This is a genomic window from Chryseobacterium shigense (genome assembly GCF_900156575.1).
Lineage (GTDB): Bacteria > Bacteroidota > Bacteroidia > Flavobacteriales > Weeksellaceae > Chryseobacterium > Chryseobacterium shigense.
On sequence record NZ_FTNY01000006.1, the window covers coordinates 246,631 to 267,750 of the forward strand.

General features: G+C 37.9%; 16 protein-coding genes, 4 tRNA genes and 1 pseudogene. 18 read left to right on the forward strand and 3 right to left on the reverse strand.

All coding sequences use genetic code 11. The annotated features are described in order from the left end of the window. Positions 1 to 68 precede the first annotated feature (68 nt). The 4 genes from BW964_RS19730 to BW964_RS19745 all read left to right on the forward strand — a co-directional run bounded on the left by BW964_RS19730 (position 69) and on the right by BW964_RS19745 (position 670). Positions 69 to 141 (forward strand) — tRNA-Lys (locus BW964_RS19730). 37 nt (positions 142 to 178) lie between these two features. Continuing rightward, positions 179 to 261 (forward strand) — tRNA-Leu (locus BW964_RS19735). A gap of 56 nt (positions 262 to 317) precedes the next feature. Then, a tRNA-Lys gene (locus BW964_RS19740) sits at positions 318 to 390 on the forward strand. Positions 391 to 597: 207 nt separating this feature from the next. Continuing rightward, a tRNA-Lys gene (locus BW964_RS19745) sits at positions 598 to 670 on the forward strand. Positions 671 to 864: 194 nt separating this feature from the next. On the opposite strand, the gene panC is transcribed toward BW964_RS19745, so the two are convergent. Then, a complete protein-coding gene (gene panC, locus BW964_RS19750) occupies positions 865 to 1,713 on the reverse strand; it encodes a pantoate--beta-alanine ligase (RefSeq protein WP_076509859.1) in 849 nt (282 codons plus the stop codon). A gap of 171 nt (positions 1,714 to 1,884) precedes the next feature. On the opposite strand from panC, the gene BW964_RS19755 reads away from it, so the two are divergent. The 9 genes from BW964_RS19755 to BW964_RS19795 all read left to right on the forward strand — a co-directional run bounded on the left by BW964_RS19755 (position 1,885) and on the right by BW964_RS19795 (position 12,442). Further along, positions 1,885 to 2,655: a glycogen/starch synthase gene (locus tag BW964_RS19755; protein WP_073331647.1), complete on the forward strand. Its 771-nt coding sequence runs from the start codon at positions 1,885 to 1,887 to the stop codon at positions 2,653 to 2,655. Positions 2,656 to 2,666: 11 nt separating this feature from the next. Further along, positions 2,667 to 4,277 (forward strand): DUF4270 family protein, encoded by a 1,611-nt coding sequence (locus BW964_RS19760; protein ID WP_076509861.1) that lies wholly within the window; start codon positions 2,667 to 2,669, stop codon positions 4,275 to 4,277. A 19-nt stretch (positions 4,278 to 4,296) separates the two neighbouring features. Beyond that, complete coding sequence (gene glmS, locus BW964_RS19765) at positions 4,297 to 6,150, forward strand: glutamine--fructose-6-phosphate transaminase (isomerizing) (RefSeq protein WP_076509863.1); 1,854 nt, start codon at positions 4,297 to 4,299, stop codon at positions 6,148 to 6,150. Between the two features lie 108 nt (positions 6,151 to 6,258). After that, on the forward strand, positions 6,259 to 7,680 hold the full coding sequence (gene porK / locus BW964_RS19770; RefSeq protein ID WP_076509865.1) for a T9SS ring complex lipoprotein PorK/GldK: 1,422 nt from the start codon (positions 6,259 to 6,261) through the stop codon (positions 7,678 to 7,680). Positions 7,681 to 7,736: 56 nt separating this feature from the next. After that, a complete protein-coding gene (porL, locus tag BW964_RS19775) occupies positions 7,737 to 8,429 on the forward strand; it encodes a type IX secretion system motor protein PorL/GldL (RefSeq protein ID WP_076509867.1) in 693 nt (230 codons plus the stop codon). A 54-nt stretch (positions 8,430 to 8,483) separates the two neighbouring features. Beyond that, complete coding sequence (porM, locus tag BW964_RS19780; protein ID WP_076509869.1) at positions 8,484 to 10,076, forward strand: type IX secretion system motor protein PorM/GldM; 1,593 nt, start codon at positions 8,484 to 8,486, stop codon at positions 10,074 to 10,076. A 20-nt stretch (positions 10,077 to 10,096) separates the two neighbouring features. Then, entirely contained in the window at positions 10,097 to 11,035 is a 939-nt protein-coding gene (porN, locus tag BW964_RS19785) for a type IX secretion system ring subunit PorN/GldN (RefSeq protein ID WP_076509871.1), read from the forward strand. A gap of 56 nt (positions 11,036 to 11,091) precedes the next feature. Further along, positions 11,092 to 12,126, forward strand: coding sequence for an NAD(P)/FAD-dependent oxidoreductase (locus BW964_RS19790; protein ID WP_076509873.1), 1,035 nt, complete (start codon positions 11,092 to 11,094; stop codon positions 12,124 to 12,126). Positions 12,127 to 12,184: 58 nt separating this feature from the next. Beyond that, positions 12,185 to 12,442: a SemiSWEET transporter gene (locus BW964_RS19795; RefSeq protein ID WP_076509875.1), complete on the forward strand. Its 258-nt coding sequence runs from the start codon at positions 12,185 to 12,187 to the stop codon at positions 12,440 to 12,442. Between the two features lie 348 nt (positions 12,443 to 12,790). On the opposite strand, the gene BW964_RS19800 is transcribed toward BW964_RS19795, so the two are convergent. Beyond that, positions 12,791 to 13,222 carry an META domain-containing protein gene (locus BW964_RS19800; protein ID WP_076509878.1) on the reverse strand — a complete coding sequence of 144 codons (432 nt, stop codon included), beginning with the start codon at positions 13,220 to 13,222 and terminating at the stop codon, positions 12,791 to 12,793. Positions 13,223 to 13,265: 43 nt separating this feature from the next. Further along, positions 13,266 to 13,658, reverse strand: a complete 393-nt coding sequence (locus BW964_RS19805; RefSeq protein WP_076509880.1) for a hypothetical protein — start codon at positions 13,656 to 13,658, stop codon at positions 13,266 to 13,268. A gap of 714 nt (positions 13,659 to 14,372) precedes the next feature. Here BW964_RS19805 and BW964_RS19810 point away from each other — a divergent pair. From BW964_RS19810 to BW964_RS19830, 5 genes and pseudogenes are all read left to right on the forward strand, one after another. Next, the gene (locus BW964_RS19810; protein WP_076509882.1) at positions 14,373 to 14,762 is read left to right on the forward strand and encodes a hypothetical protein; all 390 of its coding nucleotides are present in this window, start codon (positions 14,373 to 14,375) and stop codon (positions 14,760 to 14,762) included. A gap of 148 nt (positions 14,763 to 14,910) precedes the next feature. Then, complete coding sequence (locus BW964_RS19815) at positions 14,911 to 15,996, forward strand: efflux RND transporter periplasmic adaptor subunit (protein WP_185117127.1); 1,086 nt, start codon at positions 14,911 to 14,913, stop codon at positions 15,994 to 15,996. A 22-nt stretch (positions 15,997 to 16,018) separates the two neighbouring features. Then, positions 16,019 to 19,213 carry an efflux RND transporter permease subunit gene (locus tag BW964_RS19820; RefSeq protein WP_076509884.1) on the forward strand — a complete coding sequence of 1,065 codons (3,195 nt, stop codon included), beginning with the start codon at positions 16,019 to 16,021 and terminating at the stop codon, positions 19,211 to 19,213. Next, positions 19,200 to 20,642: a TolC family protein gene (locus tag BW964_RS19825; protein ID WP_076509918.1), complete on the forward strand. Its 1,443-nt coding sequence runs from the start codon at positions 19,200 to 19,202 to the stop codon at positions 20,640 to 20,642. Before BW964_RS19820 ends, BW964_RS19825 begins: the two co-directional genes overlap by 14 nt. A 257-nt stretch (positions 20,643 to 20,899) precedes the next feature. Beyond that, positions 20,900 to 21,120, forward strand: a pseudogene (locus BW964_RS19830) (T9SS type A sorting domain-containing protein); the annotation flags it as partial.

The window sequence follows — 21,120 nt, forward strand, 5'->3', positions numbered from 1 at the left end:
AAACTTATATCTTTGCACCACTGAAAACGAGGGACATTATTCAAATGTAAATCGTAAACAAAGTGACCGACTCGGTAGCTCAGCTGGTAGAGCAATACACTTTTAATGTATGGGTCCTGGGTTCGAATCCCAGCCGGGTCACAAGCGAAAAAGATTACTAGATTTTTGTAATTTTATAGCCTGCGTGGTGGAATTGGTAGACACGCCATCTTGAGGGGGTGGTTTCCTAAGGATGTGCTGGTTCGAGTCCAGTCGCAGGCACTGCAAAGAAAAATTGAATGATTACTAATGAATATATTTCATTTTTAATTGTGGCCGACTCGGTAGCTCAGCTGGTAGAGCAATACACTTTTAATGTATGGGTCCTGGGTTCGAATCCCAGCCGGGTCACAAGTTTACTGAAAAGTAAATTTTTTTCATATTAATATTTTGTGATTTGGTGTTTCAAAGGTCTCCGCAAGAGACCTTTGATTTTTTAAAAAAAGAGACACTTAAATTTTTTTTATAAAAAACATTGCGGGGATAAAAAAAAATCATATCTTTGCACCTCTTAAAAACGACATCTGTTATACAAATACAAGTCGTTGGCAAGTGACCGACTCGGTAGCTCAGCTGGTAGAGCAATACACTTTTAATGTATGGGTCCTGGGTTCGAATCCCAGCCGGGTCACAAGTTTACTGAAAAGTAAATTTTTTTCATATTAATATTTTGTGATTTGGTGTATCAAAGGTTTCCTCAAGAGACCTTTGATTTTTTTATATACATAACACACATGGAAAACAAAAAACTCTGATGACAATGATCAGAGTTTTTTATTTTTTAGCAGTGTGCAGTCGTATTTTTGTTGAACGGGTGTTTAAATATCAATCCAAATGCAGATTGTCAATAAGTCTTACGCCATCTACCACCACCACGATGAATGCTCTATAGCTTCTGTCTTTATAGAAGAAGTCGGTTTCTTTCAGTGTATCTTCATCAGCGATCAGAAAATATTCTAATTTCATTCCATGCTCATGATCAAAAATATCTTTTACTCTTTCTTTTATTTCAGGAATAGTGATGGTCCTGAACCAGTCATTTACCTTGTTTAAGGTTTGGAAAATTACTTTTGAGGTCTCTTTCCGATCTTCGTGAAGTCTTTGGTTTCTGGAGCTTAATGCAAGGCCGTTTTCTGCCCTATAAATGGAGACACCAATGATTTTTACAGGAAGATGCTTCTTTTCAACCATTTTTTTGATAATGGCAAGCTGTTGAAAATCTTTTTCACCAAAATAGGCATTGTCAGGATGGACCTGTCTGAAAAGCTCCTCTACTACAGTTCCAACTCCGTCAAAATGTCCGGGTCTAGATTTTCCTTCCATTTCATTTTCCAGTCCATCAAAGTCATACTGCTGACTTTCTGTTTTTTCAGGATAGATATCAGCTACTTCAGGGATGTATACAGCATCGACCAGTCCTGAGTTTTTCAGAATAAGAATGTCTCTGTTGATATCTCTTGGATACTTTTCAAGATCTTCCGGATTGTTAAATTGAGTTGGATTTACAAAAATTGAAGAAATCACCAGGTCATTGTCTTTTCTGGCTTCTTCATACAGGGAAAGATGGCCCTTGTGGAGGGCTCCCATAGTGGGGGCGAAGCCTATCTTTTTACCCATTTCTTTCTGTCTTTCAATGAAATCCTGAAGAGTTTTCTTGTTCTTTATAACTTCCATAGTTTATTTTAATACTAATTCAAAAATACTAAAAATATAACATAATTATATGTGTTTTTAATAAATTCAAAATAGGAATTATCGTAAAATAATGTTAATTAAAATAATGTTGAATGTTTTTTTGTAATTTTGCACATTAAAGCATTTTTACAAAAATATAGATAGAAATTTATGCCGAATCAAAAAATACTGTACATTACTACAGAGATGTATCCATATCAGGAAGATACTAATATGGCTGCAGTGGTAAACAAAATGGCACTTAAGATGCACAATGAAGGCAATGATGTAAGAGTTTTTATGCCAAGATTTGGACAAATAAGTGAAAGAAAATTCCAACTTCATGAAGTGATCCGTCTTTCGGGAATGAACATTATTATCAATGACCTGGATCAGCCCTTAATCATTAAAGTGGCATCTCTTCCTGGAGAAAGGCTTCAGGTTTACTTTATTGATAACGAAGAATACTTCAAAAGAAAGCAGTACTATGTCGATGATGAAGGAAATCCTTTTGATGACAACGACGAAAGAGCTATTTTCTTTGCAAGAGGGGTTATCGAAACCATTAAAAAACTAAACTGGGTTCCGGATGTGATCCACTTAAATGGATGGATGTCTTCTTTTGTTCCAATTTACCTTAAAACATATTACGAATCTGACACGTATTTCAAGGATGCCAAAATCGTTCTTTCCCTGTACAATGAGAAAGACGCTGACCTTGATAAAAACATCGCTGAAAAATTGACATTTGATAATATTTCAGGATTAAAAGCGTTAGATAATCCGACAATCAAAAATTTTGTTATTGAAAGTATGAATTACGTTGACATGGTCGTAAAAGGAGATGAGTTTCTGGATGAGGACCTGGATAAAGGGTTCAATGAAACAACAACTCCAAAGTCAGAATACGTAGACGTAGATTCTATAAACCAACTTTATTAAACACATTTTTAATGACTCATACTGTTAAAAGGACTTTAGCCATACTTTTTATGGCTGTTTTTGGGAGTGCTCTTCTTTATAATTGCGAACCGGAAACGGATTCGCTGGGTGAGCAGCTTTTTATCGATGGTGCAGCGGAAGGCAATGTAGCTTCTTATGACCTTGTTGCATATAATGTTAATAATAATGATTCGATCAGAAGTGATGCTGGGAGACTTGTTAATATGATTAATACATCTGGGATCTCGACATCTTATGCTGTTCTTGGAGCTTTTTCTGAGGGACAGTTCGGGATGCAGAAAGCATCCTATCTTACCCAGTTAAGAATGAGCACTGATAATTTTAACTTCGGAACGACTCCAAAAGTGGATTCTGTAGTTTTAGTATTAAGACCCAATTCTATTGCTGATTCAGTAGTTACACGTCCTCTAAAAGACGAAAACTTATTGGTAGGAACTGAAACGGTACCTGTTTCCACAGAAATAAAGTCATATCCTACTAATTTTATTAATAAGTATGGTAAGACAAAACTAGGTCCGGGAGGATCACATACCCTAATGCATATTAATGTAGATGAAATTACGACTTTCTTGGATAGTAATACAGATGCATTTAAATACTCCAACGTAGTTGTCAATACCGGAGAATCACTGGGGTCTGCTGTGTTCGATGGAAATGTAACTTCCAAAACTATTACAAAAAAGTCAGATAATTCAGCTTTGTTTACTTCAGATGCAGGGCTTAGAATCCGTTTGAACAAAGATTTTTTCCAAACAAAAATTCTTGATAAAAGCGGAAAGCCAGAGCTTATGGACGCGGCTAACTTTACAAGATACTTCAAAGGGATAAAGTTATCTGTAACTGATACAGATGGTTATCTTTTACAGCTTCCTACAGAAACGATGGAGCTGATCATGTATTATACCAATGAGAAAAATGATAATGGTACAATCACGAGACCGCAGTCTACTTTCAAATTACTTCTTACCGGAGGTATTGGTAATGCACGTATAGGAAAGTATGAATATAACAGAACAAACTCTGCATGGGAAACGGCCAGGGAGTCTATCAACACCACTGACGGGGATGGCAAGCTTTATTTACAGGGAATGGGTGGACCCTCTATACGGGTGAAAATTCCTGATGAAACCATTACTAAACTTAAAGTGCTATATGATCAAGATAAAGCAGCTATTACAAGTGCTAGGATCAGAATCTTTACGGACGCAGCAACATGGAGTAATAACTATAGAAGGCAAAACAATAATTTCAATCTTGTCCCTTTGACAAAAAACGAAAAAACGGGATTGCTTGAACCATCAGGTTTTACTTCTGACCTTACGGCTGGCTTTGGCATGATGAAATCATATGACTTGGATAAAAATCCTTCTTATTATGATTTTGTTGTTACGAAAACGGTGAAAGATATTGTAGAAGGCGGTAAAGACAATAACTTATTGCTTTTAAGTATGGGAGATTTTATTCTAACTACAACAGGTACTTATGGGGGGTATAAATTCACCTCAAGATCTTTCGCAACAGAAAGAGCGGTTTTTGTTGGATCGGATAAAAATAATGCCAACAGAATTCAGTTAAAAATTATTTACGGTACAAAAAAATAAAAAAAACACTAGAAAAAATATGTGCGGAATTGTAGGATATACAGGATTTCAGGATGCGTATGATATTGTTATCAACGGTCTTAGAAGATTAGAATATAGAGGGTATGACAGTGCTGGAATTGTTTTAGAAGGCTCAAATAAAAAATTTGAAGTAGAAAAAACAAAAGGCAAGGTAGATGATTTGGTTAGTATTTCAGAACAGTTGAAAGGAACTGCCAAAATAGGAATGGGACATACCAGATGGGCGACACATGGCGTGCCAAGTGATAGAAACTCACACCCGCATTTATCAAATAATGGAAAAATAGCAGTTGTACATAACGGTATTATAGAAAACTATGATACTATTAAAACAATGCTTACAGAAAAAGGATTTACTTTTAAATCGGAAACCGATACAGAAGTACTGGTGAATCTTATCCAGTATTTTATAGATTTAAAATCGGATACAGATTTCCCTACAGCAGTAAGATATGCTTTGAATGAAGTATATGGAGCTTATGCTATTACAGTACTTCACGAAGATTATCCTGGAGTTTTGGTTGTAGCAAGATTAGGGTCTCCACTGGCTATCGGAATTGGCGATAAAGAATACTTTATTGCTTCTGATGCCTCTCCTTTTGTAGAATTTACAAAAGAGGCAATTTATCTTGAAGAAGGACACATGGCTACTATTTCGTTGGAAAATGGGGTAGATATCAGAACTATTAATGATAATTCTAAGATTGAACCTGAAATTCAGGAGCTTAAGCTAAGCTTAGAGCAGATAGAAAAAGGGGGTTATGAGCATTTCATGCTTAAAGAAATCTTCGAACAGCCTAAATCTATACATGATACGATGAGAGGAAGACTTCTTGTAGATGAGGGCATTATAAAAATGGCAGGGATCTGGGATCATTTAGAGAGATTCAAGAATGCAAACAGAATCATCATCATTGCTTGTGGTACTTCATGGCATGCGGGTCTTATCGGAGAATACCTTATTGAAGAATATGCAAGAATACCTGTAGAGGTAGAATATGCATCAGAATTCAGATATAGAAATCCGATTATTACGGATAAAGACGTTGTTATTGCTATTTCCCAATCCGGAGAAACAGCAGATACAATGGCTGCATTGAAGCTGGCAAAAGAAAAAGGTGCATTTATATATGGTATATGTAACGTAGTAGATTCTTCTATTGCACGAATTACAGACGCAGGTTCGTATACCCATGCAGGTCCGGAGATTGGGGTAGCTTCTACTAAAGCATTTACTGCACAGCTTACCATTCTTACTTTGATAGCATTTAAATTAGGGAAACATAACGGTAACCTTGGAAATGCTGAATTCATGAGCTTAATTGCCGAATTGGATGCTATTCCTAAAAAGATAGAAGAAGTTTTAAGTACGACTCACGAGCTGACTCAAAATATCGCCAAAGATTTTATAAACACTACCAATTTCCTTTATTTAGGAAGAGGATACAATTATCCTGCGGCATTGGAAGGGGCATTAAAACTGAAAGAGATCTCTTATATTCATGCAGAAGGATATCCGGCAGCAGAAATGAAACACGGACCTATTGCCCTTATTGACGAGAATATGCCTATTGTTATCATTGCTCCTAAAAAAGGACACTATGACAAGATTGTGAGTAATGTTCAGGAAATTAAGGCAAGAAAAGGAAAGGTTATTGCGGTGGTTAATAAAGGAGATAAGCAGGTAAGTGCAATGGCAGATTATGTTATTGAAATTCCTGAGACTTCAGAATGTTTCTCACCCATTGTAGCATCGGTGCCTTTACAGCTATTGGCTTACTACATTGCTGTATACCGAGGAGCGAATGTTGATCAGCCAAGAAACCTTGCAAAATCCGTAACTGTAGAATAAAAAGTAGTTGTAAATAAAATAAATTTAGATTTCTTCCGTTATTTCAAAAAAAATCTTAAAAGTTTCTTAAAAAAATTATATATTTACGGCTTAATTATAAAAATTAACATGAAAAGGATATTTCTTTTATTATTGTCTGCGTCGGTAGCATCAGTATCTTGTTCAGGTGGTGGCAGTTCTTCTGTAGGGAAGCCTGGAACGAAAGGAGAATTGATACCAAGAGAAAAAACGAAATCATTTGTTGCGGAAAGACCATTCGGAATGGTGGCTATTCCAGCAGGTTCATTTGTTGCTGGTTTGGCAGATCAAGACCCAACAAATACGCCGGAAAAAGCAACATTGAAAACCGTTACGGTCTCTTCTTTCTTCATGGATGAAGCAGAAACTACCAACGCTGAGTACAGGGTATTTATCAATTATGTAAGAGATTCCATTGCGAGAACTCTATTAGCTGAAGCCGCTGGGGAAGGCGGTGAAGAAGGCGGACGTAAAGGAGCAAGCATAGGTGACTATGCATACCTTGCTAAAAAAGAAGAAAATTTAACACCTTATCAGGAATATTTAGAAGGTCAGGGAGGAAGAGAAGACGGAGCGTATGATGCAAGTAAGAAATTAGACTGGAAAATTCCTTTACATTGGAGCACTGGAAAGTACCCTGATGTAGAATATGCAGAGGTTCTTGAGTCTATGTATCTGCCTGCTTCTTCTAGAATCGGAAACGAAAGAATTTTAGACGTAAGTAAACTAAAATACAACTATCAGTGGGGAGATATGGATGCCGCATTGGCTGACAACGAAAGAGGTGCTAACTACCTTAAGAGTTCAAGCATTGCGATCTATCCTGATACAACGGTTTGGGTAAATGATTTCCATTTTACGTATAACGAACCTTTGTTTGAACAGTATTTCTGGCACAAAGCCTACAAAGATTATCCTGTAGTAGGGGTAACCTGGGATCAGGCGAGAGCTTACTGTAACTTCAGATCTAAACTGAAAACAGACTACAACGAAAGCTTAAAAAGAAAAAAACAAAGACCATTGATATTCCGTCTGCCTACAGAAATCGAGTGGGAATATGCTGCAAAAGGCGGAATGCAAAATGCTACTTACCCTTGGGGTGGTCCATATTTAATGGATGACAGAGGTTGCTACCTGGCCAACTTCAAACCGAAGAGAGGTAATTACATGGAAGACGAGAAAAAAGGTACTTATACATATACAGCTCCAGTAAAGAAATTTAAGAAAAATGGATTTGGGTTATTTGATATGGCTGGAAACGTTTCTGAATGGACAGAATCTGCGTATAACAACTCTTCTTATGGGTTCTCCTCTACGTTAAATCCTTCTACTAAAGATAAAAAGGATACGAAGAGATCTGTAAGAGGTGGTTCTTGGAAAGATATAGGATATGCCCTGATGACAGGTGCTAGAGATTGGGAAAGAAAAGATTCTGCAAGAAGCTATATCGGATTCAGAACTGTACAGGATATTCCTGAAGCAGCAGTGAAGCCAAGAAGAGTTAACAGATAATTAACCAGACAATTATTTTCAATAACAATTTTATTTAACAAAAAAACTAACTTAATATGTTTAAGACTAAAGATGCTTGGATGAATTTCTTTTATTCATTCGGTGCTGCAATTGTAATTCTTGGAGCTTGGCTTAAAATTACTCACATTACCTTGGGACCAATTAATGGTAATATCGCTCTTACTGTGGGACTTATTACCGAGGCTATTATCTTTATTATTTTCGCATTTGACCCTCCAAAATCAGAAGAATCTTATGCATGGGAGAATGTTTATCCTGAATTATTAGATAAACATGCACACCCAAACCCTTTACATTCTAATGTGTCATCTAAAAACAATGCACAACAGTTTGCAGAATTAGAAAATTCTCTTTCAAATAAATTAGACAAAATGCTTCAGGATGCAAAACTGGATGTTCAGTTGTTTGACAGACTAAGAACAGGTATCGACAAGTTCTCTAGTTCTGTTGATCAGATCAATCAGACTGTTGACGTATCAGCTTCTACTCATAAATATAATGAACAGCTTAACAAAGCAGCTCAGCATATGGAAAGTATGAATGCTTTATATACAATGCAGCTTGAAAGTGGTAAAAGACAATCTGAATTTGCCAACAAATATGTAGCAGATATGCAGAAATCTGCAGAGCAATCTGAAAAATTCAACCAAGAGTTACAAGGTTTAACAACTAATCTTAACAGCTTAAATAGAGTTTATGGTGGTATGCTTACTGCTATGAAGTCTTAATTTCCTAACCATTTCTAAATTTAACTACTTAATCAAAAACTAAAAGAAAAGAGAATGGCACAAGGAAAACAGACACCTCGTCAGAAGATGATCAACCTAATGTATCTGGTGTTCATCGCTATGATGGCCCTTAATATTGATGCAGAAATCATCAGATCATACTACGACTCTACCAGAGCATTGAATGAAACAAGAACTTTAACAGAGAATAAGAACGAAAAGATTTTCGAAAAAACGCTTGAGGCTAAAGCACAGCAGGTTCCAGATACCTATGCTCAACCTTGGGGACAGTATAAAGTTTTAAAAGGTAAAATTGATGCTTTAGTTGCTTCGGCTCAAGGCATTAAGGATAACCTTAAAAAGACTTCTGATTTTCATGATAAAGACCCTAAAACAGGAAAAGATATTGATGTAAGCGAAAATTTTGCAGCGCTTAACAATAACGAGGCGACTACAGATTATTTCTTTAAAGAAGGAGAAGAAAATACACCTTCAAAAGGCGCTTTAGACTTAAAAGCTAAAATTGATGATGTAAGAAATTATATCAATGCTACTTTTGGGAATAATGCACAGTTGAAAGATTTAGTAGACAGAGCAAACAAGTCTTTGATTGCTGAATATCCAAAAGGAAAATCTCCGAACGATAAGACCTGGTTTCAGAACAAGTTCTATCATCAGCCGTTAATCGCGGCGATCTCAAATCTTGAGATCATTCAGAATGATGCAAGAAACGTTCAATCTGATGCATTGGCACTATTACTTCAGGAGAAAGTGGATGCTAATATCAAATTCTCAAGCTACGAGCCTATCGTTTCTGGTCCGGTAGATATCCAGGCAGGAAAACAGGCTGAAGTAAAAGTAATGTTAGGTACGTATTCTACCAGCAACAAAATTGGTATTTCAGGTGTAGGTAAAGTGGAAAATGGAAAAGGGATTATCTCTATTTCAGGTTCAGGGATCGGAGAACATAAACTTGGAGGAACCATTACTTTAACGGATGCTTCAGGAAAACCTCAAAGTTTCCCATGGACGCATACTTATAACGTCATTGCAGGACCAAGAGAAGTAAAACTTGAAAAAGGATTATTACTTTCTGCTGATAAAATGAATGTGATGTATAGAGGACTTGAGAACCCTGTTTCAGGATCCATCTTAGGTGCTGATAATTCTAAACTTTCATTATCTGCTCCTGGAGCTTCTGTGAAGAGCCTGGGTGGTGGTAAGTGGAGTGTGAAACCTACCTCAGGAAATACAGTTAAGCTTACATTATCAGGAATAGATCCTTACGGAAAATCTGTATCTCAGGTATTTGAATATAGAATTAAGAATGTACCGCCGCCACAAGGTCAGATCAGAGGACAAAGTATGGTCTCTATGCCGGCAACATCTATTCAGAATCAGACAGTACAAGCAGCTATACCTGATTTTGACTTCCCAGTTTCGTTTACTGTAACTCAGTTTATGGTAAGAGTACCGGGAAGAGCAGCACTACTAGTTCATGGAAGTTCATTAAATGATGCCGCTGGATTGGTGAAGAATCTTAGATCAGGAGACGTAGTTTCCATCTTTGATATCAAAGTTACTGCTCAAGGTCTGGACGGTCAGGTAATTAAAAATATTACTCCTATAATCATTAATATTCCATAGGACTAAAATTGTAATTTATTATGAAAAAATATATTAGCACCCTTTTAGTATTAGTTTCGGGATTTGCTTTATCCCAAACTATTCTGAACGCAACTTCTCCGGAAGAGTTCAGACAGATGAGAGAGGAAAACAAACAAAAAGTTGGTGATACTATTATTGATAAAACAGTAAAGCCTCTTGAATATGGTTTTGTAGAAGATAAAGATATCTTTAAGAGTATGTTTGTTTGGGAGATCATCGATATGAATGATAAGATCAACCAGCCTTTCTATTATGATAATCCGGACGGACTTCTTGCGACACCTACAAGATCTCTATATCAGTTATTATTAGATGCAGCGTTAACCGGAAAAATTGAGCAGGTTTATGATGATGAAAACTTTACGGTAAAATTGACACCGGAAGGGATCCAAAAAAGATTGGAAAAAGTAATTATCAATGATGCTGCGATTGATATTCTTAACTCTGGTAGACAACTAACAGATCAGGAGAAAAAAGAATATACCGACGTTTTCAAGACGACTACCGATAAAGTAAAAGTTCTTAAAATCATGGGTATGTGGTTTATTGATAAGAGAGATGGACAGATGAAGTACAGACCTCTTGGTATTGCAGCAATGGGACCAGATCCTGCTGTACAGGGAGTTATTGGACCAGATGGAAAGCCGATTGCTAGTAATGACGAGCTTATCGATTTATTCTGGATCTTCTATCCGAATGCAAGAGACGTGTTGGCAAACAATTATGTTTACAACAGAAAAAACTCTTCTGCTGACCTGTCTTTCGATGATATCATCAATGCAAGAAGATTCTCTTCAGTGATCTATAAATCATCAGGCGGTTTAGGAGACGGTACCATCAAGGACTATATTCCTAAAGATGCTGACGATCAGTTAGCTGAAAGTGAAAGAATCAAAAATCAGATCCTTAACATGGAAAATGATATGTGGAATTACTAAGATTTCACTTGATATTTATATAAAACCTGAGTACTTTTACTCAGGTTTTTTTTATTATGAAACATATAGACTATATCATTGTTGGAGACGGGTATGCAGCATTATTTTTCGCCCATCAGTTAATTAAGCATAACAAATCTTTCGTCCTCTTCTCAGAAGGAAGAAAGAGCGCTTCACAGGTTTCTGCGGGAATTATCAACCCTGTCGTCCTAAAAAAATTCACAACTTTCTGGAAAGCACAGGAACAGATCGACTTTCTTAAAGATACCCTCACAGAGATAGAATCTTACACGGGAAAAAATTATCTCGTGGATTCGCCGATTCACCGAATTTTTCATGATGAAAACGAACAGAACCTGTGGATAAAAAAATCCAAAACTGAAGAACTTTCCAGCTTTCTCGATGAAAATTTCGATCATTTAGAGGTAGTAAAAAACAACTTTAACACCGGAAAGGTCAATCAGTCTGCCAGATTGAAAGTAAGCGCCTTTTTCATAGATCTATTTGATTTTTTAGGAAAAAAAGAACTTTTGATCAATGAAAAGTTTGATTATGAAAAATTAGATGTTACTTCGGGTTCCTATAAAGACTGGCAATCAAAAAATATCATATTCTGTGAAGGAATGGGAGTGAAAGAAAATCCTTTCTTCTCAACCATTGCCGTTATTCCAAATAAAGGGCATCATATCAAAGTAAAACTTTCTGAGTCCATTCCAAAGGACATTACCATTAAAAAGAAACATTTCTTATTCCCAACAGATAACGGACTTCATTTTTATGGCGGAACTTATGATAGAGAGCAACTCCATCATCATATAGACGAATCTGCGGTGGCGCAACTTGTCAAGGGGTTGTCTGAAATTTATCCCCATGATTTTGATGTGGAAGAAGTGAACTTTGGTTTCAGACCAACCGTAAAAGACAGAAGACCGATTATCGGAAGGCATGAATCGTTCAAGAACCTTTATGTTTTCAATGGTCTTGGCGCAAGGGGAATTTTAAATGGATGCTACTTTTCAAGAAGTTTGTACCAGTTTATTGAAGAAGGTATTCCATTGCATGAAGAAGTTTCCAGCGATCGATTTAAATAATTTCAGGATCGTTATAAAATAGCGAAGAAATTCATATCTTCAAAAGAGAATTTTAACTATGAATGAAAATATTTTGGGAATAATAGCCGGTGTTTTGACCTCTATTTCTATGATCCCTCAACTGATCAAGGTAATCAGAGATAAGAATGTGGATGATATTTCTCTGGTCATGCTGATTGTCCTTATATCAGGGCTTTCACTGTGGGTGTGGTATGGTTGTATGAAAAATGAGCTGCCTATTATTTTGTCCAATGCATTTGCCGTTCTGGTCAATATTAGTCTGCTGGTAAGTTATATGATCTATAGGAAGTCTTAAAATAGGGGTTGCGAGTTCCGGGTTTGAAGGAGTTATGAGTTATGAATTTGTTGCGGGATTCGGGTTCCCGATTGGATTGATGAGTTTGTTGAGTGATGCTGTCCGTAATTGAAATGACGACCAATTGTTCTCGACCCTAATTCCCCTTCGATGAAGGGGTGGATTTTTGCAAAGCAAAAAGACGGGGTAGTTTAAAACATGATAAAATTACAGCATTCAAATCATTTCATCCTTAAACTCTACGATCCGTATCTTTTAATCACTTGATTTAAATTCAGGTTAATAAATAAAAAAAGGTGGCTGAGAAACTCCAAGCCACCTTTTTATATCGTAAAATTTTAAATTCAGTTAAGGCTGAAGAACAAATTTAGCCAAAGGAGCCATTCTCGCCTTGTTTAAGGTCAGTATATTGCCATTCACGGAATAGTTATCGGCAGCAAGCAAAGCTTTGGTGAACAACTGCTCTGTTTCAAGATCCTCACAAGCCATCATGGTAGACATTCCCTGGTTGAATTTGATTCTCATGAGATCAGGCTTGATCTCAAAAGTACCTCCAACCCCGTTACAGCCTGCATGGCCTTCATATCTCATCCCTTCTGTATTAAGCTTGAAATAAGGATTGTTTTTAGGGTTTTTTAGTTGGATAGGTTGTCCGTTCAGTTCCGTAAGCTTCCATGTTTTGCCCATAATATCGGTTGTCTTTTGAACAGGAGGTGTTTTACATGCGGTAAGAAATACCAGTAAAAAAAGAGCTGATAAATAATAGTATAAGTTTTTCATAATTATTAATTTGTAAGATTGGTGTGATGTTTTGGTTCTTAAATTAGTATGAGGCCATTTTTGCAGATCCTGACCCTTTCGTTTCACGCTTTGCATGGAACAGAACCATATCAACATTTTTTTTCAGTAAAGTAATATTCCCTTTGATATCCGAATACTGATATTCCTCATTGCTTGCTGTATATTCAGGAAGAGCATCGCTTTTCTTAAGGTCATACGTTTTACCTTCCAGATGAATGGTAGCTGTGTTTTTGGTGTGGTTGATAGTAACTTCAATTTTTTCTCCGTAACTGTCTGTAAAAACGTCTTTAGAGATTTCATCTTTGTTTTCAGGTGCTGCTTCAGTGAGCGTTTCGGATTCTTTACCCGGATGCTTACACGCTGTTGAGGAAAGGACTGCCAGCCCTATAAGAACTGATGTAAATAATTTTTTCATAGTGATAAGTGATTTGAATAGGTGTCATGAATTAGTGGTATTAATAGTATATAAATTTACAAATATTTTTAATAAATATATGTTAATTTTACATAAATTAATCTGATGTTTCTATCTGTTGGGCATTATATCTCCTTTAGAAAGTCTTCTTCTGAATCTTGAAAATGATTTTATTTCAGTAAAGGTTGCTCAGCTGATAACCGTTGAAATACTGCGTCAAACAGCCGGTTCTAAGAATAAAAAAGTACAGTTTTTTTTCATATTACATTTGTTGTTTTAATTTGGTGCAAAAGTATTGAAAATTATATAATGTTGATACCCAGTGAAAAATGATTTAAATCATACACGTGAGATTTTATTTGGAGCATCTTATTTTACCATATCAAAAGGAAATGAATATTATTTTTTCAGATTTATCGAGCAGCCAACAACTATTAAAACAATAATTGTCAATAATTGATTACTGACGTCCATTAAATGAAATTGTAGGGCTCATTTTTAGATGCAATTTCTTTTTTATCCTATATTTTTAATTCATTATCAAGTCACAATTGATGTATATTTTCTTTTTCTTTCAACTCAGCAGATACTGAAACCGTTATTATTCACAGGACCAATGCATACTTTCCTTATTCAGCTAATTTAAAGGAGAGTTAAATTTTGTTAATCTATTATGACGGTATACCTTTCTAAGTGTACATTTGCCACTTCAAAATGAGAAACCTATTAGTATATTTTTTGACCGGCCTTTTTCTGCTATTCGTAGTAGAAAGCAGACTTGATGTCAAAACACTTCGCAATGACTATTCCGGTCATGTTTCTCATCATATGCCCAAAAAAGCCAACCGCCTGAACCAGACTTTCGAGAAACTCTCGGTACAGCAAATGGCCGACAATATTGATAATACGACTCTGGAGCTTGCTGAAGATAACTTTCAGTTATCTGATACCATGCAGATTATTGCCGTGTTCGCCACGGTATTCAGTCTTGTTTATATTTTTGGACTTCGTTCTTTTAAAAGCAGAAAACCTGGGTTCCATGGTCTTCTTTCGCTGTATTCTCATGTTAAAACATTCATTCTGATTCGTTCTATCAGAATTTAAAAATCTTTTTCCCCCCGATTTGTTTTCTGTCCACAGTCCGGACAGGACCTCTACTGCGTTGCCTATGTCGGTAATCATCACGGCGCAGGATTCTATTACCGTTTTATTCTATTCAAAACATTAACGATTTATATTAAACTCTAGAATTATGATCAAAAGAGTTGCCTCAGGCATTGCGATAAGCACCCTTTTATTGACTGTTGGCTGCAGTCAGAAGAAAGAAGAAAAAGAAGAAGCCACTGTATATCCCGTCACCAGCCCCGTGAAAATGGACACCGTGATCAACAAAGAATATGTAGCCCAGATCCAGTCTGTAAAAAACATTGAACTTCGTGCACAGGAAAAAGGATTTCTTGAAAAAATTTATGTAGACGAAGGTCAGTATGTACATGCTGGTCAGACCTTATTCAGAATTATGCCGCAGCTATATCAGGCAGAAGTACTGAAAGCGAAGGCAGAAGTAGAACAGGCGACCATCGAACTGAAAAATGCCAGCACCTTGGCCAGTAACAATATTGTTTCCAAAAACGAGAGAGCAATGGCGAAGGCTAAACTGGATGCAGCCAATGCTGAAATGAAACTGGCGCAGATTCATTTATCCTTTACGGATATTAAAGCCCCATTCTCAGGCGTCATCAACAGAATTCCCTTAAAACTGGGAAGTCTTGTAGACGAAGGAGATCTGTTGACCTCTCTATCAGACAATACCAATGTTTACAGCTATTTTAACGTTTCAGAACCTGAATATTTAACCTACCAGACTCACGTTGCTGACAGAGGGAGCAATCAGGTATCTTTAATTATGGCGAACGGAGAAATGCTTCCTCAAAAAGGAGAGATTCAGACTATAGAAGGGGAATTTGATAATGAAACAGGAAATATTGCTTTCAGAGCAAAATTCCCTAATCCTGATAAACTGCTTAGAAACGGCGAAACAGGAAAAGTTCAGATGACCTTGCCTGTTCATAATGCACTGATCATTCCACAGAAAGCTACTTATGAAATTCAGGATCAGAAGTATGTATTCATCATCGATAAAAACGGAACTGCGAAATCTAGAAATATAAAAGTAGCTTATGAACTTCCCGATCTCTATGTTGTAGGTTCAGGACTTGCAGCAGGAGATAAGATTCTTTTAGAAGGGGTACAGAAGGTGAAAGATGACCAGAAAATAAAGACCAAATTCCAGGATCCCAAGAAAGTTCTCCAGTCATTGAAACTAAAAGCAGAGTAGTCTACTCGTAAAACGAAGCAGTATGTTTAAGAAATTCATCCGCAGACCTGTTCTGTCTATCGTGATCTCACTGATCATCGTATTTATGGGGGTTCTGTCGCTGGTAAAGCTTCCAGTGACCCAGTTTCCCTCCATTTCACCCCCTAAAGTAAATATCACCGCAGAATATCCGGGAGCCAACAACGAACTATTGATCAAATCAGTAGTGATTCCCCTCGAAAGAGGTCTGAACGGAGTTCCGGGTATGAAATATATGACGTCCGATGCCGGTAACGACGGGGAAGCATCCATTCAGATCGTATTTGATCTTGGAACGGATCCCAATGTAGCCGCAGTAAACGTTCAAAACCGTGTATCTTCCGTGGTCAACAAACTTCCGCCGCTGGTCGTGCGTGAAGGGGTAAAAATTACCCGTGAAGAACCCAACATGTTGATGTACATTAACCTGTACAGTGACGATCCCAAAGCGGACCAGAAATTCCTTTTCAACTATGCAGACATCAACGTGATGTCTGAATTGAGAAGAGTTAGTGGAGTAGGTTTCGCAGATATCCTCGGAACCCGTGAATATGCCATGCGTATCTGGCTTAAACCGGACAGGCTGACCGCTTATAATATTTCGGCAGACGAAGTAATGGAATCCCTGAACCAGCAGAGTTTAGAAGCTTCTCCCGGGAAGACAGGAGAAAGCTCAGGAAAACGTTCCCAATCCTTTGAATACATTCTGAAATATTCCGGACGTTTCAACACTGAAAAAGATTATGGGAATATTATTCTAAAAGCTAAGCCCGGAGGCGAATTTGTAAGATTAAAAGATGTTGCAGATATAGAATTCGGTTCCTCAATGTATGACATCTATTCTACACTGAATGGAAAACCGTCTGCAGCGATTACCGTAAAACAATCTTATGGCTCCAATGCAAGTGACGTTATCAAGAATGTTAAAGCTTTGATGAAAGATCTTGAGAAAAATAATTTCCCGAAAGGAATGCACTATGACATCAGTTATGACGTTTCCAGATTCCTGGATGCATCCATGGAGAAGGTTATTCATACTTTGTTTGAAGCCTTTATTCTGGTGGCCATCGTGGTATTCCTCTTCCTTGGTGACTGGCGATCAACCTTAATTCCGGCGCTGGCGGTTCCGGTTTCACTGGTGGGTACATTTGCGGTCATGTCCGCATTTGGAATTACGCTGAACATGATCTCACTATTTGCATTGGTAATGGCCATCGGAGTCGTCGTCGATGATGCGATTGTGGTGATTGAAGCTGTTCATGCCAAGATGGAAGAAAAAGGACTTTCCCCATTAAAAGCGACGGAAGAAGCGATGCATGAAATCAGTGGGGCGATTATCGCGATCACTCTGGTAATGGCATCCGTATTCATTCCGATTGCATTTATGTCAGGTCCGGTTGGGGTATTTTACCGTCAGTTCTCCATTACGATGGCTTCAGCGATTATCCTTTCAGGGGTTGTAGCTTTGACACTGACTCCGGCTTTATGTGCTTTGATCTTAAGAAATCACCATGGAAAAGCTAAAAAGAGAACGCCAATCACTATTTTCCTGGATAAATTCAACAATTTATTTACGAAAGGAGCCGGAAGATATGAGAAAATGCTTAACAAAACCGTTAAGAAAAAATCGATTACTCTTCCATTATTGCTGGCATTTTGTGCCTGTACCTTTTTCTTAAGCAACTCCCTTCCTTCAGGATTTATTCCGGCGGAAGATCAGGGGATGATTTATGCGATTATCCAGACGCCTCCGGGATCTACACTGGAAAGAACCAATCAGATCGCTAAAGAATTATTAAGAGAATCTGAAGATATCGATGGGGTACAGTCCGTTTCTTCACTGGCAGGATATGAAATTCTGACGGAAGGTACGGGATCCAATTCAGGAACCTGTCTGATCAACCTTAAAAGCTGGGAAGAACGTAAAGAATCTGCCGCAGAAATCATTGAAAAACTCGAAGAAAAAGCCAAGAATATTCCCGGTGCCAATATAGAATTCTTCCAGCCGCCTTCTATTCCGGGCTACGGTGCTGCCGGAGGTTTTGAACTCCGTCTGCTGGATAAAGCAGGAAGTGGAGATTATCATAAAATGGAGCAGGTAAGTAACGATTTTGTGAAAGAATTAAAGAAGCGTCCCGAACTTGGGTCTGCATTTACCTTCTATTCTGCAAGTTTCCCTCAGTACATGCTGAAAGTAGACAATGATCTTGCCGAACAGAAAGGAGTGACGATACAAAGTGCGATGGATAACCTGTCTACCTTGATCGGTTCCAACTATGAGACCAGTTTCATCCGTTTCGACAGACCGTATAAGGTAATAGTACAGGCGGGTCCTCAATACCGTGCCCTGCCTACCGATCTGCTGAAACTCTATGTGAAAAATGATAAAGAACAGATGGTTCCGTATTCAGACTTTATGAAGATGCAGAAAGTATACGGATTATCAGAGATCACAAGACACAATATGTATAATTCCGCAGAGGTGAGTGGTACTCCGGCACCGGGATACAGTAGTGGACAGGCCATTAAAGCGATTCAGGAAGTTGCCGATAAAACACTTCCGAGAGGTTTCGGGATCGACTGGGCGGGGATTTCTAAAGACGAGGTGAGCAGAGGAAATGAAGCTGTATTTATTTTCTTAGTCTGTCTTGGGTTTGTATACCTGATCCTTGCAGCACAATATGAAAGTTTTATTTTGCCGTTGCCGGTGATCTTATCTCTTCCTACAGGTATTTTCGGAGCATTCTTATGCCTGAAATTGCTAGGCCTTGAAAACAACATTTACGCTCAGGTAGCCATGGTCATGTTGATTGGTCTGTTGGGTAAAAATGCGGTATTGATTGTAGAATTTGCCGTTCAGAAGAAAGCGGAAGAAGGAATTCCTGTAGCGCAGGCAGCGATTGAAGGGGCAGCGATCCGTTTCCGTCCGATCCTGATGACGTCCTTTGCATTCATCGCCGGTCTTATTCCACTGGTGATAGCCACCGGACCAGGTGCTGTAGGAAACAGAACAATTGGTACTGCTGCAGCTGGTGGAATGCTGATAGGAACGATTTTCGGGCTGATGATTATTCCGGGACTTTACTATATTTTCGGAACGATCGCAGAGAAATCAAGACTGGCAAGATATGAAGAGGAGAATCCTTTAACAGAACAAACTGAACCTTATCAACACGATGACAAACATGAAGATTTATAATAAATATATAGCAGCCATTGCTTTATCGCTTGTACTTACAGGCTGTAGAGCTCCCATGGCTACCGTCATAAAAGATGAAGTAAAAGAGAACCTGCCTCAGAATTTCAATCAGGAAGAGCAGCAGGATGCCAATGCAAACAGTGGTACAACCCCATGGAGACAGTTTTTTACAGATCCCAATTTGGTTAGCTTAATTGAAACTTCTTTAAAAAACAATCAGGAATTACTGATTACCCTTCAGGAAATTGAAATTGCGAAAAGCGGTGTTTTAGCTAAAAAAGGAAAACTGACCCCTACCGTTTCAGCAGGAATAGGAGCAGGCCTAAAAAAAGCAGGTCGCTATACCAGTGAGGGAGCCGGTGATGCTGCCACTGAAATAGAACCGGGAAGAGAAATGCCGGATCCGCTGGGCAATTTTGAAGGCGGACTGATGGCGAACTGGGAGATTGATATCTGGAAGAAGCTTAGAACCGAAAAGGAAGCAGCGGTTGCTCACTACCTTTCTACAGTGGAGGGGAAAAACTTCGTACTGTCCAATCTTATTGAAGAAGTAGCGGATAATTATTATGAATTGCTGGCGCTTGATAACCAATTGGACATCATTCAGCAATACATTAAGTTGCAGCAAAGAGCATTGGAGATTTCTAAAATTCAAAAGGAAGCTGCTGCTGCTACGGAATTGGCTGTGAAGAAATTCGAGGCAGAACTGGCAAAGTCCAAAGCTGCTGAATATACGATCCGCCAGGACATTACAGAGAAAGAAAATCAGATTAATGCACTTCTGGGAAGATATCCGCAACCCATCGTAAGAACGAAAGAAAGTTTTATGTCTACGATGCCACAAACGGTTTACACAGGAATACCCTCTCAGTTATTGGCCAACCGTCCTGATATCAAACAGGCGGAATTGGAATTGAAGGCAGCAAAACTTGATGTACAGGCGGCGAGAAAAGAATTTTATCCTTCACTGGAAATTTCGGCTACTTTAGGATTGGAAGCATTCAAGCCTTCTTATCTGGTTAAATTGCCGGAATCCATTGCTTACAATTTAGCAGGAGAACTGGCTGGTCCGCTGATCAATAAAAGTGCGATCAAAGCCAATTTTCAGACTGCTGATGCGAAACAGATACAGTCGCTGTACGAATATGATAAAACGATTCTACATGCTTATCTGGATGTAGCGAATCTTATGTCGAGGGTCAAAAATATAGACCAATACTATCAGATGAAGTCCCAGGAAACAAAAGCCTTGGATCAGTCTATCGATATAGCCAACCAATTGTTCCGAAATTCAAGAGCTGACTATCTCGAAGTTCTTCTGAACCAAAGAGACGCTCTGGATGCAAAAATGGAGCTGATCGAAGCCAAACAGAAACAGCTGAGCACGGTTGTGGATATTTACAAAAGTTTAGGCGGTGGCTGGAAATAAGAAATCATAATTCTATCAATATAAACAGTTAATGTTTTGGGCTGATCCTTTCGGGGGTTGGCTCTTTTTATTTTTATGGAATAAGTTTAGTCGGGTGATGGATTGATTTTATTCATTAGATGATTGCAAAGTGTTAATAATATATCACTTAATTGAAATTTATATTAAATCTCAATTGAGAGATTTGAAATGCGTTAAAAAGTGTTAAATTTGCGCAACTTTTATAAAAATTAACATTAACTCAAATACACAAATAGATGAAGAAATTCTACTCTGGTGCATTGACCTTATGCACTCTTCTGGGGCTGTCTGCTCAGGAAGTATTGTGGCAAAAAGATATCACATCCTCTACGCAGGATTTCTTAAGCCAGGTTACAACAACTATTGATCAGCAGTATCTTATTTCTGGAAGCAGTATTCAAAGCGATAAGCTGAAGGCTGGGAGCAGTAAACAGAATAGTGGGTATGATTTTCACCT